Source organism: Microbacterium sp. MMO-113 (assembly GCF_037148555.1).
In the GTDB taxonomy this organism is placed as follows: Bacteria; Actinomycetota; Actinomycetes; order Actinomycetales; family Microbacteriaceae; genus Microbacterium.
Window position 1 is genome coordinate 464,684 of sequence record NZ_JBBCTD010000002.1, and the last position, 15,777, is coordinate 480,460.

The 15,777-nt window shown below is 69.7% G+C and carries 18 protein-coding genes; 4 read left to right on the top strand and 14 right to left on the bottom strand.

Going from position 1 to position 15,777, the window contains the following annotated elements; all coding sequences use genetic code 11:
- Positions 1-12 precede the first annotated feature (12 nt).
- The 5 genes from WFJ36_RS09015 to WFJ36_RS09035 all read right to left on the bottom strand — a co-directional run bounded on the left by WFJ36_RS09015 (position 13) and on the right by WFJ36_RS09035 (position 3,739).
- On the bottom strand, positions 13-366 hold the full coding sequence (locus tag WFJ36_RS09015) for a hypothetical protein (protein ID WP_292787561.1): 354 nt from the start codon (positions 364-366) through the stop codon (positions 13-15).
- Positions 367-435: 69 nt separating this feature from the next.
- A complete protein-coding gene (locus WFJ36_RS09020) occupies positions 436-849 on the bottom strand; it encodes a hypothetical protein (RefSeq protein ID WP_071327721.1) in 414 nt (137 codons plus the stop codon).
- Complete coding sequence (locus WFJ36_RS09025; protein WP_336643156.1) at positions 846-2,090, bottom strand: WXG100 family type VII secretion target; 1,245 nt, start codon at positions 2,088-2,090, stop codon at positions 846-848. Before WFJ36_RS09025 ends, WFJ36_RS09020 begins: the two co-directional genes overlap by 4 nt.
- 129 nt (positions 2,091-2,219) lie before the next feature.
- A complete protein-coding gene (locus tag WFJ36_RS09030; protein WP_336643157.1) occupies positions 2,220-2,696 on the bottom strand; it encodes a dehydrogenase in 477 nt (158 codons plus the stop codon).
- A 53-nt stretch (positions 2,697-2,749) separates the two neighbouring features.
- Entirely contained in the window at positions 2,750-3,739 is a 990-nt protein-coding gene (locus WFJ36_RS09035) for a malate dehydrogenase (protein WP_292787554.1), read from the bottom strand.
- A 51-nt stretch (positions 3,740-3,790) separates the two neighbouring features.
- On the opposite strand from WFJ36_RS09035, the gene ypfJ reads away from it, so the two are divergent.
- On the top strand, positions 3,791-4,672 hold the full coding sequence (gene ypfJ / locus WFJ36_RS09040; protein WP_071327717.1) for a KPN_02809 family neutral zinc metallopeptidase: 882 nt from the start codon (positions 3,791-3,793) through the stop codon (positions 4,670-4,672).
- A 70-nt stretch (positions 4,673-4,742) separates the two neighbouring features.
- Entirely contained in the window at positions 4,743-5,714 is a 972-nt protein-coding gene (pip, locus tag WFJ36_RS09045; protein ID WP_292787550.1) for a prolyl aminopeptidase, read from the top strand.
- A gap of 18 nt (positions 5,715-5,732) precedes the next feature.
- Here the strand turns inward: pip and WFJ36_RS09050 are convergent, their stop codons facing one another.
- From WFJ36_RS09050 to WFJ36_RS09070, 5 genes are all read right to left on the bottom strand, one after another.
- Positions 5,733-7,496, bottom strand: coding sequence for an aldehyde dehydrogenase family protein (locus WFJ36_RS09050; RefSeq protein WP_336643158.1), 1,764 nt, complete (start codon positions 7,494-7,496; stop codon positions 5,733-5,735).
- 67 nt (positions 7,497-7,563) lie between these two features.
- Positions 7,564-7,827, bottom strand: a complete 264-nt coding sequence (locus tag WFJ36_RS09055) for a glutaredoxin family protein (protein ID WP_071327714.1) — start codon at positions 7,825-7,827, stop codon at positions 7,564-7,566.
- Positions 7,828-7,836: 9 nt separating this feature from the next.
- Positions 7,837-8,463 carry an alpha/beta fold hydrolase gene (locus WFJ36_RS09060; protein ID WP_442927849.1) on the bottom strand — a complete coding sequence of 209 codons (627 nt, stop codon included), beginning with the start codon at positions 8,461-8,463 and terminating at the stop codon, positions 7,837-7,839.
- Between the two features lie 100 nt (positions 8,464-8,563).
- The gene (locus WFJ36_RS09065) at positions 8,564-9,541 is read right to left on the bottom strand and encodes a cation transporter (RefSeq protein WP_336643159.1); all 978 of its coding nucleotides are present in this window, start codon (positions 9,539-9,541) and stop codon (positions 8,564-8,566) included.
- The gene (locus WFJ36_RS09070; RefSeq protein ID WP_256209350.1) at positions 9,538-10,038 is read right to left on the bottom strand and encodes a hypothetical protein; all 501 of its coding nucleotides are present in this window, start codon (positions 10,036-10,038) and stop codon (positions 9,538-9,540) included. The genes WFJ36_RS09065 and WFJ36_RS09070 overlap by 4 nt, the downstream gene beginning before the upstream one ends.
- 109 nt (positions 10,039-10,147) lie before the next feature.
- Between WFJ36_RS09070 and WFJ36_RS09075 the strand changes: the two genes are divergently transcribed.
- Positions 10,148-10,540 carry an SIP domain-containing protein gene (locus tag WFJ36_RS09075; protein ID WP_292787544.1) on the top strand — a complete coding sequence of 131 codons (393 nt, stop codon included), beginning with the start codon at positions 10,148-10,150 and terminating at the stop codon, positions 10,538-10,540.
- 7 nt (positions 10,541-10,547) lie between these two features.
- On the opposite strand, the gene WFJ36_RS09080 is transcribed toward WFJ36_RS09075, so the two are convergent.
- Positions 10,548-11,003, bottom strand: coding sequence for an adenylyltransferase/cytidyltransferase family protein (locus tag WFJ36_RS09080; RefSeq protein WP_336643160.1), 456 nt, complete (start codon positions 11,001-11,003; stop codon positions 10,548-10,550).
- Between the two features lie 166 nt (positions 11,004-11,169).
- On the opposite strand from WFJ36_RS09080, the gene WFJ36_RS09085 reads away from it, so the two are divergent.
- Positions 11,170-12,348, top strand: coding sequence for a glycosyltransferase (locus WFJ36_RS09085; RefSeq protein ID WP_256209349.1), 1,179 nt, complete (start codon positions 11,170-11,172; stop codon positions 12,346-12,348).
- Here the strand turns inward: WFJ36_RS09085 and WFJ36_RS09090 are convergent.
- Genes WFJ36_RS09090 through rfbA form a run of 3 tightly spaced genes read right to left on the bottom strand, consistent with a single transcriptional unit; the run spans position 12,345 to position 15,627 of the window.
- Positions 12,345-13,760, bottom strand: coding sequence for a bifunctional dTDP-4-dehydrorhamnose 3,5-epimerase family protein/NAD(P)-dependent oxidoreductase (locus WFJ36_RS09090; RefSeq protein WP_336643161.1), 1,416 nt, complete (start codon positions 13,758-13,760; stop codon positions 12,345-12,347). The genes WFJ36_RS09085 and WFJ36_RS09090 overlap by 4 nt on opposite strands.
- On the bottom strand, positions 13,760-14,758 hold the full coding sequence (rfbB, locus tag WFJ36_RS09095) for a dTDP-glucose 4,6-dehydratase (RefSeq protein WP_060922256.1): 999 nt from the start codon (positions 14,756-14,758) through the stop codon (positions 13,760-13,762). Before rfbB ends, WFJ36_RS09090 begins: the two co-directional genes overlap by 1 nt.
- Positions 14,755-15,627 (bottom strand): glucose-1-phosphate thymidylyltransferase RfbA, encoded by an 873-nt coding sequence (rfbA, locus tag WFJ36_RS09100; RefSeq protein ID WP_071327709.1) that lies wholly within the window; start codon positions 15,625-15,627, stop codon positions 14,755-14,757. The genes rfbB and rfbA overlap by 4 nt, the downstream gene beginning before the upstream one ends.
- Between the last annotated feature and the right edge of the window lie 150 nt (positions 15,628-15,777).

A 15,777-nucleotide genomic window follows, 5' to 3' on the forward strand; every position in this document is an offset into this window, starting at 1 on the left:
GTCGCCAGAGCGTCAATCCGTAAGGCGGAACTCGATGCTCGCGGTCTGTTCCGGGTCCTCGAACCGGATCGTGCCGGAGGTGAAGTTCGGACGACGTGCGCTGGGTTCGACAACGAATCCAGCGTTTGTTGCTTCGAGGAAGCGCAAGATGACCTCTTCACCGTCGCTGGAGAGGCGCCAGGCACCGGAGCCGCGGAAGTCGCTTTGCGTGTCTCGGTACTGGAGGGGGTTGAAGGAGGCATCGGTCATCGTGAATGTGCCGTCGCGGTTGATCGTGAGCGTGCCGTTGTCGTCGCCGACCGCTTCCCAGAGGCCGATGGGAGAGGTGATGTGTGGGGCGTGGGTGCAGCCGGTGAGGCCGAGCATCACGAAGAGGGCGAGTACGGCTGATGGTGCGGCGAACGCGGTTGAGCCTCGACGTTGAGTCATAAGGTGTCAATCCGTGAGGCGGAACTCGATGCTCGCGGTCTGTTCCGGGTCCTCGAACCGAATTGTTCCGGAGGTGAAATCGACTTGTAGGTCTGCGGGGTCGACGGGGAAGCCGTCGTTCGTGGCCTCGTCGAACCGTAGGACAAGCGGGGGGTCGTCCGAGAAGGTTTCCCAGACACCGGAGCCGCGGAAGTCGTCTTGCGTGTCTCGGTGCTGGAGGGGGTTGAACGAGGTGTCGGTCATGGTGAATGTGCCGTCGCGGTTGATCGTGAGGGTGCCGTTGTCGTCGCCGACCGCTTCCCAGAGGCCGATGGGAGAGGTGACGGCGGGGGCAGGAGCGCAACTGACGAGGGTGAGTATCGTGGCAAGGACAAGAGCAACCGCCGCGATTGCTGAGCGGGCGCGGAGGATGAATGTCATGGGTACACCGTTTCGGTCCAGACGATGGTCTGATACTGGGGGGCGAACTCTCCGTTGCTAGCGTAGGCCGACGTCATGGCAGCCTCCACGAGGGGCACGTGGGCGCCACCTGTGCCGGGGATGCGCGTTGCGGAGTCGATGGTCGTGTCGTTGTTGATGATGTAAGTCACTGCCACGCCTCCGTCTGGCTGGGACTCTCCGGCGTGCACCTCCAGCTCATATGAGCCGAGAAAGGACTCGGGCAGGTTTTGGCCTCCGAGTAGGGAGCTGGGAATCCCGCTCGTGATGACGTTGAAACCGTCCTGAACGAAAACCGAGGGGTTGTCGCTGATGACCCGGTCGTAGAAGAGGGGGTTCCCGCCCTCGACTAATCTCGCACCGCGGAGCGCATCGAGTACGCGCACGCGAGCACCGTTGATGTGGTTGCTGTGCATCAGGGCGGTGACGAAGGGATCGTCGGGTCCGAGGACGACCCCGCGTGCACCGTCACGGCCACTGAAGAAGTCGTCGAGCAGTTCGCTTACCCTCCTGTTAGCGAGTTCCCGTGGGCTCCTGTCGGATGGGGTGGCAGTGCAGCCGAGGCCTCCCCAGGCTTCCGCCGCGGTTCGGGCGAGCAGGCCCGCAAGTATCCGGTCAGCTTCCCTCCGCTCATCGGCGAGGCGGGCGAGCTCGTCGGCTGCGTCCTGTGCGTCGATCGTCGCCTGCTGTTCGGCATCGAACCGCCGCGCGAGTCCCTCGGGGTCTGTGCCGAAGAGGGCCTCGCTGTGGACACCGTTGAGGATGAGCTCGGCAGCTTCGAGGCGGTGCTTCAAAGGTGCGGCTCGGCGGGCGATCTCGGCCACCGCATCAGCGTAGGCGAGGATCCCTTTACCGGCGATCCGCATCGCCTCCTCGGAGGCCTCCAGACGGTCGTGGAACTCGAGGATGCGGGCGCGGAACGAGTCGGCGCTCTCCCCGGTCCAGATGTCGTCGAGGTCGCGGAGAATGGCGGACACGGCCGATCTCGCGTCCGCGAGGTCCGACGCCTGCGAGTCCGTCCACTGCTTCGCTCTGTCGCACGTGTCGTCCACTCCGCTCGCCAGGCTTCGACCGGTGAGCGTGAGAACGCCATGCGCTTCGAACCACGTAGACACGAACATCTCCGCACCGGAAGAGACCAGGTCGCTGAGCGCTTCCGTGAGGTCGAACCCGCCATCGAGACGGGCTTTGCCGTGCGAGATGTCATGGAGCGAGCGCGCCACTCCGCGCATGCCACTGACGTCGATGTGAAGACCGTTGCGCACTGTTCCCCCGGAGACCCCCGCCCCGGATCCAGGCTAACGAGGAGGAGGACGACGGTGAAGAGAACCGCGACGCTGTATACCGGTGGCTCAGCGGGCGCCGGCGGCGTCGGCGAGATGACGCGCCTCGTGGCCGAGCACCTTCACGATGATCCCGTGGCGCCGGAGCTCGGCGACCGTGCGCGCCCCCTCTTCGGCGTCGAGCCCCAGGGCCCGGATGTTCGCCACGACGACCACGTCTCCGGTCCGGAGCGTCGAGATGAGCCGCGCGAGGCGGTCGTTCCAGCTCTCCAGGATGTCCGGCGCCGGGTGCCGGAAGCCCCCGATGGGCACACCGAAACGGGTGAGGTCGGCGCGCTGCTCGACGACCGACGGCATGCCCTCACGAGCGACGACGAGGCCGACCAGGCGGGAGCCCGCGGGGCGCGCGGTCCAGAAGTTGCGGTTCTGCTGCAGCTCCGTGAAGCACTTCGGGCACGTCGCCGCGTCGTGCGGGAGATGGAGCGGGCTCGTCAGCGCATCGTCGAGAGACGGCGTCGTGCCCGCCGGGTCCATCGTGTCGCTCATCCCGCACCTCCGCCCTCTATTCTGCCCTGCCGAGGCGCCCCGCGGCGACCGGATCAGAGCAGTTCGAGGGCGCGGACCGCCTCCCGCTCCTCCAAGAGCTCCGCGACCGAGGTGTCGATGCGCTCGCGGGCCCAGTCGTCGATCTCGAGGCCCTCCACGATGCGCCACTCGCCGTCGACGGACTGCACGGGGAACGAGGAGACGAGGCCCTCCGGAACGCCGTATTCTCCGCGCGAGACGACGGCCGCGGAGGTCCAGTCGTCGGTCCCGCGGACCCAGTCGCGCACATGGTCGATCGTCGCGCTCGCCGCGGAGGCGACGGAGGACGACCCGCGGACCTCGATGATCTCGGCCCCGCGCTTGGCGACCCGGGGGATGAACGTCTGCTCCAGCCACGCCGGGACGTCGCCGACGATCTGTTCCAGGGCCTCCTGCACGGGCTTCCCGCCGACGGTCGCATGCGACACGTCGGGGAACTGCGTGGCCGAGTGGTTGCCCCAGATGGGCACCCGTCGCACCGTGTGCACGGGGGCGCCGAGCGTCTGGGCGAGCTGGGCCCGTGCCCGGTTCTCGTCCAACCGCGTGAGGGCGGTGAAACGGTCGGCGGGGACGCCGTCGGCGGCCGCCGAGGCGATCAGGGCGTTCGTGTTGGCGGGGTTGCCCACCACGGTCACGCGGACGCCGGGGGCGGCGTTCGCGGCGATGGCGGCGCCCTGCGGCCCGAAGATGCCGCCGTTCGCTGCGAGCAGGTCGCCGCGCTCCATGCCGGGACCGCGGGGGCGCGCGCCCACGAGCAGGGCGAGGTCGCAGCCGTCGAAGCCAACCGCGGCGTCGTCGGTCACCTCCACGTGCTCGAGCAGGTCGAAAGCGCCGTCCTGCAGTTCGAGCGCCGCACCTTCCGCCGCGCCGAGCCCCTGCGGGATCTCCAGCAGCCGCAGCCGTACCTTCTCATCCGGACCGAGCATGTCGCCGGCGGCGATGCGGAAGAGGAGCGCGTAGCCGATCTGTCCGCCCGCGCCGGTGATGGTGATCGTGGTGGCCATGTCACGAGCCTACGTCCGTCGCGGTGTCGGCGCGCGGAGTACCCTCGACGCATGACGTTCAATCCCGACGCCGACCTCTCCCGCAACACCACGCGCCGCCGCGGACGCACGGCGGCGATCGCGGGCGGCTCCGGCGTCGGCGTGCTCGCCCTCCTCGCCCTCATCGCCGGCCCCCTGCTGGGCATCGACCTGAGCGGACTCGTCGGGGGCGCGCCCGGGGGCGGGAGCGAGCCCGCCGGCGGTTCGGCCATCCAGAACTGCGACAGCGGCGCGGACGCGAACGCGAACGTCGACTGCCGCATGGCGGGGGCGCAGGTCGCGCTCGACGCCTTCTGGGAGGACAACGTGGAGGGCTACCAGGCTCCGCAGCTCATCGTCGTCGATGGAGCGACCTCCACGCAGTGCGGCACCGCCTCCAACGCGGTCGGCCCGTTCTACTGCCCGCCGGAGGAGACCGTCTACATCGACCCCACGTTCTTCCAGCTCATGCAGGAGCAGTTCGGGGCCTCGGCGGGGAACCTCGCGCAGCTCTACATCGTCGGGCACGAGTGGGGTCACCACATCCAGAACCTCCTCGGGACCATGGAGAAGTACCCGAACAACGGGACGGGTCCCGGCAGCAACGGCGTGCGCATGGAGCTGCAGGCCGACTGCTATGCCGGCGGCTGGCTCGGCCGCGCGACCGAGCAGACCGACGCCGACGGCGACCCGTACCTCGAGAAGCCGACGGAGGAGCAGATCCGCGACGCCCTGAACGCGGCGTCGACCGTCGGCGACGATCACATCCAGGAGCAGTCCGGACAGGTGAACCCGGAGACCTGGACCCACGGCTCCAGCGAGCAGCGTCAGCGCTGGTTCGCGGAGGGCTACCAGAACGGGCTCGATGCGTGCGGGCAGGTGTTCACCCTCCCCGCCGATCAGCTCGACCCGTAGACCCGGCGCTCTCGCCGTTGTCAGATAACGTGGACTCGGCAGGACCGCACGACCGGTTGGGGGACCGAACATGACGAACACCGAGGGGCTGTATCCGCCCATCGAGCCGCACGAGACCGGAGTGCTGCTCGTCGGCGACGGGCACCGCGTGGCCTGGGAGATCAGCGGCAACCCCGACGGCAAGCCCGTCGTGTTCCTCCATGGCGGCCCCGGCAGCGGCACCTCGCCGTGGCAGCGGCAGTTCTTCGACCCCGATGCCTACCGGATCATCCTTCTCGATCAGCGCGGATGCGGTCGGAGCACGCCGTCCGCCGCGGAGCCGGAGGCCGATCTCCGGCACATCACCACCGCGCACCTCATCGCCGACCTCGAGCTGCTGCGCAAGAATCTCGGCATCGAGACGTGGCAGGTGTTCGGCGGGTCCTGGGGCAGCGCCCTCGCGCTCGCCTACGCCCAGGCCCACCCCGACGTGGTCTCCGAGCTGATCCTGCGCGGGATCTTCACGCTCCGTCGCGCCGAGCTCGAGTGGTTCTACGAGGGCGGGGCGGCGGCGCTCTTCCCGGACCTGTGGGAGGACTTCATCGCGCCGATCCCGGTCCTGGAGCGCTCCCGGATGATTGAGGCGTACCACCGGCGGCTGTTCGACCCGGACCCGGCGGTCCATGAACCGGCGGCCCTCGCGTGGGCGGCGTGGGAGGCGGCGACCATCACGCTGCGCCCCGACCCGGAGCAGATCGCGGCGATGGCCGATCCCCGCCGGGCCGTCGCTTTCGCACGCATCGAGAACCACTTCTTCGTGCACCGCGGCTGGTGGGCCGAAGGGCAGTTGCTCGCGGGGATCGACGCCATCCGGCACATCCCGGCCGTGATCGTGCAGGGCCGCCATGACGTGGTCACCCCGATGATGACGGCGTGGGACCTGCACCGTGCCTGGCCGGAAGCCGACTTCCAGGTGGTCGACGACGCGGGGCATTCCGCCGCCGAACCCGGTATCCGCGCGGCTCTCCGCGCCGCGACCGATCGGTTCCGCCCCGAGGACTGACGCGTTCCCCCTCCCCCCTCAGGCGCGGAGCGCGCGCATCAGGGTCTTCACGAGGCCGAGGGCGCCGCCGTCCGCACGATGCCGGGTGAGACCCTCGCTCACGGCGGCACCGGTGCGGGAGGAGGCGAACCACGGCGGTTTCGGGAGGATGGTCATCCGCCCTCCGCCGTTCGCGACGGGAAGCGAGCGCGGGAACGGCCGGAAGGGGCCACGCAGCACGGAGCGCTCCACCTGGTCCAGGAGCAGGGCGTTGTGGACGATGCCGATGCCGCTGCCGACGTCGTCGATCGTGCCCCCGGGGAACGCGCCCCAGGTGAGCGTCGGTGTGATGAATCCGAAGGCGGTCCAGCCGTTGATCGCGATCGAGCCGTAGTGCAGGGCGGTGAGTGCGCGCTCGAACCCGCTGCCGAGCGCCTTCTCGGTCGCCGGGTCGATGAGCAGGTTCGCGCCGAGCGTGCCCTGCAGCTTCTCGTTCGCGTGGGCGACCGCGGCATCGAGGAACTCCTGGCCCGTCCCTGGCAGGGTCACCACGCCGAGGACCGGGGCGAAGTACTCCGTGTTCTCCAGGGCTGAGGGGTCGTCGTCGGCACCGATCTCGACGAGGAGCCGGTCGCCGAGCACGAGGGCGTCCGGGTAGTCGTCCGCAGCGGTCTGCATGCGGGAGGGGGCACCGGGGTACCAGATGGGGCGCTCCGGAGCGGTGGCGTAGGCGCGGCGCAGCGCGGCGCGGAAGTCGTCGGCCTGGTCCCAGTCGGCGGAGAGGATGACGACCTGCCCCGCGATGCAGTTGTGACCGCTGTTCTGCAGGCGCATGGTCGCGATGTGCTCGGCCTGATACGTGAGGTCGGCGGCCGTCCACTTCCCCGGCACGACGATGATGGGGGAGACCCCGCCGAGCTCCGCCGTGATGGGCTTCTTCAGCAGCGGGCGGTTCTCGCGACGGCGACGCTTCGTCGCGGCTGCCCCCTCGCCGGTCGACGGTCCCCAGACGATGGTGTCGAAGGTCGCCGCCGAGCCGGTGATGTGCACGTGGGCGATGCCGGGGTGCTGGGTGAGGTAGGCGCCGGCGGCGGGGCCCCCGCGCACGATCCGCAGCAGTCCCGGCTCGATGAGCGGGGCGAGCGCGCGCTTGTAGACGGGGACCAGGGCATCCTGCGTGGGGTTCACCTTCAGCAGGGCGGTGCGGTTGTGGGCGAGGAGTTCGTACAGCACGTCCAGCACGGGGATGGAGGTCACGTTCCCGGCGCCGAGCACGAGTCCGACGCCTCCGGACACCGTCGGCGTGCGCTGCGCCAGACCGGCCTTCGCGCGGGCGGTGTTCGGAGTGGTCCCCGGTTCGAGCCAGACCTCGCCGGTGAAGCCGGACAGCAGGAACCGGTCGAGGCCGGTGAGGGGGAAGGCATGCACGCGCGCGCGGCCGCCGGGTGCGCGGTCGACCCGGATGCCGTCGAGCGGATTCGCACCGTTCGCGATCCGGGTGAGCGTGGCGATCGAGGCGTCCAGTGCTCCGAGGATGCTGTACGGACCGCTCAGCCACTCCTCGCCGCGGAGCGGATGCCGCGCGTCCAGGCCCTTGGAGGCGGCGGCGATCGTCGCCCAGTCCTCGGCTGTTGCGGCGACGCTCGTGCGCACCTGCCGGAGCAATGTCGCGCGCTGCGCCACGGTGAGCGCGGTCCACACCGCCGTCCCCGTCTGCAGGTCGGCGACGGCGGCGTCGAGACGTTCCGCCTCGCCCTCGCCGAGGGCGGGGGTGGCAGGCGCTGTCGTGGGCGCAGAAGTCATCGGCGTCTCCTTCGAACGGGCTTTCAGCTTAGGCGTCCGCGCGGAGATCCGCCGAGTGCGAGGACGATCAGATGAGCGAGAGCTCGCGCAGCTTCGACTCCACGTCGGCGTTCGACGGCTCGACGTGGTGCGAGGCGTCGGGGTAGACGACCACGGGGATGTTCGTGCGGCCGGAGATGTCCTTCGCGATGTCCGCGGCATCGGGGTCGGCGACCAGGTCGACGTAGGTGTACGCGACGCCGAGCTCGTCGAGCTGCTTCTTCGTGCGGATGCAGTCGCGGCACCAGTCGGCGCCGAACATCGTGATGGTGTCGGAGGCGGGGTTGGTCATGCGTCCAGCCTACGTCCGCGAGGGGCGGGTGGCTCCGAAGAAACCTGTGAGAGCGGCGGCGAGGGCCTCCGGCGCCTCCTCCGCCATGTGGTGCCCGCTGTCGACGCCGTGGCCGCGCACATCGTCGGCCCAGTCCCGCCAGATGCGGAGGGGGTCGCCGTACAGCTCTCCGAGATCGTCACGTTCGGACCACAGCACGAGCGTCGGCATCCGGAGCCGACGCCCGGCGGTGCGATCGGCCTCCTCGTGCGCGCGGTCGATCGTGAGGCCGGCGCGGTAGTCCTCGAGCATCGCCCGGACGACCGACGGCTGGCGCACCGCGCGCAGGAACTCGGCATGGTTGGCCGCGCCCATCGTCGCGGGATCGGCCTTGGGGGCGTACCAGGCCTCCGGGTCCGCGCCGATGACGCGCTCCGGGACGTCCGGCTGGGCGAAGAAGAACCAGTGCCACCAGTGCGCGGCGAAGATCGCGTCGCAGCGTCGGAGGTGCTCCGAGATCGGCAGACAGTCCAGCAGGGCGACCTGTTCGACGACCTCCGGGTGATCGAGGGCGAGTCGGAGCGCGACGTAGCTGCCGCGGTCGTGCCCGACCAGGCGGAAGCGCTCATGGCCGAGTCGCTCGGCGACGGTGCGGATGTCTCGGGCGACGGCGCGTTTGGAATGGGCGGAATGTCCGCCTCCGCAGTCGGGATCCGCGTGGTCGTGAAGCCGGGGAACAGTGCCTCGTCGGAGCTGCTCATCGACCGGGGTCCGCTTCTTCCGGCAGCTTCTCGACCGGGACGATCACCACGTCCTGCACCTTCCAGTCCAGGTCGGCGATCCCCTCGGACGCGGCGGTCAGATCCGCCGTGCGGACGCCACGGTGATGCGGCACGACGAACGCCTCGATGTGGAACACCTGGCCCTGATCCCGCATGCGCACGGCAGCCTGATCCACCCAGGGGCGGCTGCGCAGGTAAGAGACGACATCGCGGGCCAGCGGATGCGGCTCCGCGCTGTCGAAGGTTCGGGCCCGCTGGTCCATGAGGTCGACGATCGCGGTCTTCGTGTTGCGGAAGCCGTCCCCGACGATGCCGAGCGAGATGAAGAGCGCCGCGGCACCGTCGAGCCACCAGACGCCGGCGCCCACGCCCAGCACGCCGACGATGGAGGCGACCGTCGTCTGCCAGTCCGCCTTCGCCATGTCGGCGTCGGCGTAGAGCAGCTTGTTGTGCAGGACGGGGGCGAGCTTGGCCTTTGCGGGACCGTAGAAGAACACCGGCCCGACGATCACGACGGCCATGACGGCGACCATCAGCCAGCCGAGCCAGATCGTCTGGCCGAACACCTGCACCGTGCCGATGGTCGGATGCTCCCCGCGGATGAGGCCGGCGATGGCCTCGACAGCGAGGTTCAGGCCGACCGCGAGGAGCGCGACACCGGCGACGAGGTGGCCGACGCCCATCGCGCGGTGGAGGCCGTAGGGGTGCTTCCGGGTGGGGCGCCGCCGAACGAACAGGAGCGCGAGGAGGAACGCGAACTGCGGGATGAGCGACAGCATGTCCTCGATCCACGCCGTGCGCATGGCCTGGGACTCGCCCACGACCAGAGCGATCACGGTGATCGTGATCGAGGTGTAGACGATCGTGATGATCTCCCAGCGCACGGCCTTGCGCGTGGCCTGCTGCTGTTCCTCGGGGAGCTCGGTGCGCCCGAACTGCTTCGTCCCGGTCATCGATCGACCTCCTCGTCGAGAGAGGTCTCGAGGGTCGAGAGGAAGGCGTTCTCGCCGAGGGGCACGAGCATGACGAGCTCCCGATCGCCCGCGCCCTCGATGCCGGGATAGCCACGGGTCACGCCCACCTTGTCGATCCACGGGGTGTCCGACGTCAGTCCGCCGGCCGCGAGGTCGAGGTCGCCCGCCTCCAGCATGCCCACCAGGCTCTCCTCGGTCCCGACCGTCCACGTGACATCCGCGTCGATGCTCGCGGCGAAGGCGTCGACGAGATCCACGACCGGCCCGCGCGGCTCGCCGCCGTCGAACTCGACGAGGCCGGGCTCGGGCGAGGTGCCGACCCGCAGCTCCCCACCCGTGACCCGGTCCAGGGTGCCATTCGGGTCCGCGGGGACCGTCATCCCGCATCCGCCGAGGGCTGTGGCCACGACGAGGCCGGCCAGGGCGCCGATCAGGCGTCGTCCGGCGGAGATCCGTCGAATCCTGTTGCTGCTCACGGCGCAAGGGTGGCCCGCGGCGTCGTCACCGGGCAACGGCGTTGACGAGCGCCGCCGGGGAAGGCTAGTCACCCTGGAAGGTAAGGGTAGCCTTACCTATAGTGGAGGCATGAGCAGCGCGTGCGAGCACCTGGAGGATCCGGACTGGGAAGCGATGGAAGGAGCGGTGCTGATCGCCGGCGATGCGGCCGATGTCGGAGCCATCGCGCGCGTCGCGTCGCGGCTCCCGTGGGATGCGCACGGCGTCATCCTCATCGAGGCGGCGGCCCGGATCCCGTTCCGGCACATCGATGTCCCCGCGGGGGTGTCGGTCCGCTGGCTCGTGCGGGCCGAGGGGGCGCGCGCCCACGCGCGTGGCGAGCGACTCGCGAACGCCGTCTACGCGTGGTGCCTGGAGTGGACGTGCAGCGAGCCCCCGGAGCACTGGACGGTGTGGCTCGGCCCGCACACGCCGCCCCACGTGGCGCGGATGGCGCGCAGCCTCCTCGGCGTCGCGAGCTGAGCCCGTCTCAGCGGGTCGCGCCGACCGCGGATGCCGTGGCGCCCGCGGTGATCGCGTCGAGCGCGCGGCGGAGCGCCGAGCTCGACGTGTGCGCGGTGTACGGGAAGTAGACGACCTCGACACCCACCTCCGCGAACTCGCTCTCCAGCCGCAGGCCCTTCTCGGTGCCGCGCCAGTCGTCGCCCTTGAAGAAGTGCGTGAAGCGCACGTCGCGCCAGGAGTCCATCTTCGACGGCGTCGTCTCGACGTAGACGTCGTCGACGAAGGAGATGTGCCGGACGATCTCGGCACGCTCGGCGGTCGGGATGACCGGCTCGATCCCCTTGACCTGACGCAGCATCTCGTCGCTCACGACACCGGCGATCAGGATGTCGCAGTGTTTTTTGGCGTGCCTCAGCAGATTGAGGTGCCCGACGTGAAACAGGTCGAAAGCTCCGACGGCATAGCCGATACGCGTCCCCATGATCTCCCCAGATCGATCATTCCCCAGTCGAACGGATCCCCACCCGTTCGGCGCGACTCCCACAGCCGCAGACGACACTCTAGCAGGAACATGTCCTGCGGCCCATAGGAACCCATGGAACGATGGATGCCGGAGCCGATGGGGCTGCGGAACGAAGGGGACCACGTTGGGGGCAGGGGTCACGGTCATCGTGCCGACGTACAACGAGCGCGACAACGTCGCCGAACTCGTGGAGCGGACAGCTGCGGCGTTGGCGGGGCGGGACGCCGAGATCCTCTTCGTCGACGACAGCACCGACGACACCACGGCCGAGGTGGAGCGCGTCGCGGTCGATGCCCCGATCCCGGTGCGGGTGATCCACCGCGCGGACAACGTCGGTGGCCTCGGCGGGGCGGTCGTGGTCGGCCTGGGAGCCGCGGACGCCGATGTCTGCATCGTGATGGACGGCGACCTCCAGCATCCGCCCGAGCTCCTGCCGGCTCTGCTCGACCGCTATGCGGCGGGGGACGCGGACGTGGTCGCGGCCTCCCGCTACATCGGCGGCGGCGACACCAGCGGCCTCGGCACGGCCGTGCGGTTCGGGGTGTCCCGCGCGGCCACCTGGCTGACCCGCGCGATGTTCCCCCGACGGCTCGCCCGCAGCACCGATCCGATGACCGGTTTCTTCCTCGTCGACCGGCGCCGGCTCGACCTGGCCACCCTGCGGCCGCAGGGGTTCAAGATCCTCCTGGAGATCCTCGCCCGGACCGATCTGCGGATCGCGGAGGTCCCGATGGAGTTCGCCGAGCGTCGGCACGGCACCTCGAAGGCGAGCCTCCGGCAAGGGGCCACGTTCATCGCGCACCTGGCCCGGCTGCGCTTCGGCAAGATGTCCCTCTTCGCGGCGATCGGCGTCCTCGGGGCCATCGCGAACCTCGCGATCATGTGGGCGCTGACCGCCGCGGGCGTGCCCTACGTGTGGGCGGCGATCATCGGCGCCGAGGTCACGATCATCGGCAACTTCCTGCTGCAGGAGCGTTTCGTCTTCGCCGACATGCGCACCGATGCTCGCAGCGCCGCCGTGCGCTTCGCGGCCTCGTTCACGTTCAACAACGTCGAGGCGGCGCTGCGCATCCCGGTGATGGCGCTCATGGTCGAGACGTGGCACATCTCCAGCGTGCTCGCGACGGCCCTGTCTCTCGTCGTGGCGTTCTTCGCCCGGTTCCTGTTCCACTCGCTCGTCGTGTACGCGCCCCGTCGGCGTCGGGAGGAGCGGCGGGCCGCGGGCGAGCCGGAGCCGGACACCGCGACCCTGCGCATCATCCGCGCCATTGACGCGGAGGCGATGAAGCCGGGCGAGCTCTAGGCGTCCGCGGACAGGTAGTCGGCGAGGGCGGCATCCGCGTCCCGCGGCGTCCAGCCGGTGGCCGTGATCCGGGCGAGGTCCAGGACGCTGTTGCGCGGACGCGGCGCGATCGGTCCGGCCTGGTCGGCGAAGTACTCCTCCGTCGTCACCGAGGTGACCGCGGCGGGGTCGTGCCCGGTCAGCCGGTAGACCGCGCGCGCGATGTCGGCCCAGGAGTGCGGTTCGCCGCCCCCGGTCACGTTGTAGAGCCCGAACGGCGCCGAGGCGTCGAGCAGATGCCGGATGGCCTCCGCGAGGTCTGCCGTGAACGTGAGTCGTCCGACCTGGTCGCCCACCACACGCGGGGCGACGCCCCGCCCGGCCAGCGAGGCCATCGTGCGCACGAAGTTGTGACCGTCGCCGATCACCCAGGAGGTGCGCAGGATGTAGTGGCGGGGCACGGTCGCGACGATCGCGTCTCCGGCGGCCTTCGTCTGGCCGTACACACCCAGCGGGCGGACCCCGTCCGTCTCGGTGTACGGCTCGTCTTTCGTGCCGTCGAACACGTAGTCGCTGGACACGTGCACGAGCGTGAGGCCGTTCTCGGTCGCGACCCGGGCGAGCGCGGACACCCCGGTGACGTTCGCCGCCCAGGCTTCTGCCCGGCCCTCCGCCGTCTCGGCACGGTCGACGGCCGTGTACGCGGCCGCGTTGATGATCGCTCCGTAGTCGCGCCAGCGCCGTGCGCGGGTCAGCCCGGGGTCGCGGAGATCCAGCGTCTCGCGGGTCGTGTACTCGACGTGCTCCGCGTCGCCGAAGGCCCTGCGCAGCGCCAGGCCGAGCTGACCGGATGCCCCGACGACGAGGATCTTCCGCCGGCCGATCGGGGTCACCTCGGCCAGTCGAGGATGCGCCCGATCCTTCGGGGAGATCTCGACCTGGTCGAGGGGGATCGGCCACGCGATCGCCGCCGTCTCGTCGGCGAGGTTCAGGAACGAGTAGGCCGCGTCGGGGGACCAATGGTCGTTCACCAGGTACGTGTAGGCGGTGTCCGCTTCGAGCGTCTGGTACGAGTTGCCGACGCCGCGCGGGACGAGGATCGCGCGCGACGGATCGATCTCCGCCGTGAAGACGCGGCCGAAGCTCTCTCCTTCACGAAGGTCGACCCAGGCGCCGAAGATGCGGCCGGTGGCGACGGAGACCCATTTGTCCCAGGGTTCCGCGTGGATGCCGCGGGTCGTGCCGACGGCGTCGTTGAACGAGATGTTGTTCTGCACGGGGCCGAAGTCCGGAAGACCGGCGGCGACCATCTTCTCGCGCTGCCAGTTCTCCTTGAACCAGCCGCGGGTATCGCCGTGCACGGGGAGGTCGACGAGGAGCAGGCCGGGGATCGGCGTCTCCGTGATCGTGAGCGCCTTGCCGAACGCGGTCATCACTGCCCCCTGGCGGCGTAGAACGACTCCGTAGCGTCCTTGGCCGGCGCCCACCAGTCCTCGTTCTCGCGGTACCACTCGATGGTCGAGGCCAGGCCCGATTCGAAGTCGGAGAACCGCGGTGCCCAACCGAGCTCGGTGCGCAGCTTCGTGGAGTCGATCGCGTAGCGCAGGTCGTGACCGGCGCGGTCGGTGACATGGTCGTAGGCGTCGGCCGGCTGCCCCATCTGCGTGAGGATCAGCTCGACGACGGACTTGTTGTCCTTCTCGCCGTCGGCGCCGATCAGGTACGTCTGGCCGATCTCGCCCTTCTCCAGGATCGTGAGGACGGCCGAGGAGTGGTCGTCGGCGTGGATCCAGTCGCGCACGTTCTGTCCGGCGCCGTACAGCTTGGGCCGGATCCCGCGCAGCACGTTCGTGATCTGGCGCGGGATGAACTTCTCCACGTGCTGGTACGGGCCGTAGTTGTTCGAGCAGTTCGAGATCGTCGCCTGCACACCGAACGAGCGCACCCAGGCGCGAACGAGCAGGTCGCTGCCGGCCTTCGTGGACGAGTACGGCGACGAGGGGTTGTACGGCGTCTGCTCCGTGAATCGTGCCGGGTCGTCCAGCTCCAGATCTCCGTAGACCTCGTCGGTGGAGATGTGGTGGAACCGGCGATCGTGCCGACGGGCGGCCTCGAGCAGTGTGTAGGTACCGATGATGTTCGTGTCGAGGAACGGACGCGGGTCGTGCAGCGAGTTGTCGTTGTGGGACTCGGCGGCGTAGTGGACGACGGCGTCGGTCCGGGCGAACAGGCTGTCGACGAGCGCGGCGTCGGCGATGTCCCCCTCCACGAGCTCGACCCGGTCGGCGGGCAGGCCCGCGAGCGAGGCGCGGTTGCCGGCATAGGTGAGCTTGTCCAGCACCGTCACCTGCGCGTCCGTGTGCGCGACGACGTGGTGGACGAAGTTCGATCCGATGAAGCCGGCACCGCCGGTCACGAGCAGGCGGGTCATCGAGCGCCCCTTTCGAGCAGTCCGAGCAGGTAGGTTCCGTAGCCCGACTTGACGAGGGCTTCCGCGCGCGTGCGCAGGGCCTCGTCGTCGAGGAAGCCCTGACGCCAGGCGACCTCCTCCGGCACACCGATCTTCATTCCCGTGCGGCGCTCCATCGTGCGCACATAGTCGGCGGCGTCGGTCATCTGGTCGAATGTCCCGGTGTCCAGCCACGCGGTCCCGCGCGGAAGGACCTCGACCTGGAGCTTGCCGCGCTCGAGGTAGGCCCGGTTCACGTCCGTGATCTCGTACTCCCCACGGGCACTCGGCGCCAGGTTGCGGGCGATCTCGATGACATCGTTGTCGTAGAAGTACAGGCCGGGTACGGCGTAGTTGCTCTGCGGCGCGGCGGGCTTCTCCTCCAGGGAGATGGCTTGGCCACCGGCGTCGAACGCCACGACCCCATAGGCCTCCGGCTCCGCCACCCAGTAGGCGAAGACCGCGCCGCCGTCGATGTCGGCGAAGCGCTTGAGCTGCGTGCCCAGGCCCGGCCCATAGAGCAGGTTGTCCCCGAGGACCAGGGCGACACTGTCGTCCCCGATGAAGTCCGCGCCGATCGTGAAGGCCTGTGCGAGACCGTCCGGCGATTCCTGCTGAGCGAACGAGAGGGAGACGCCGAACTGCGAGCCGTCTCCGAGCAGACGCTCGAAGTGCGCGGCGTCGTGCGGCGTCGTGATGACCAGGATCTCGCGGATCCCGGCGAGCATCAGCGTCGACAGCGGGTAGTACACCATCGGCTTGTCGTAGACCGGGATCAGCTGCTTCGAGACCCCCAGCGTGATGGGGTGCAGCCGCGTCCCCGAGCCGCCCGCCAGAATGATGCCCTTCATGTATCCCCCTTGTGAAACATCGATGCTCGTGGCGGCGTCACTGAGAGGACGGCCATCCCCTGCCGTCCGACGACCCCCACAGTCGTACGCTCGACTCTAGCGGAGAAGTCGCCCTTTACACCCCCCGGACCGAGGGCCATAGTGGGCCTC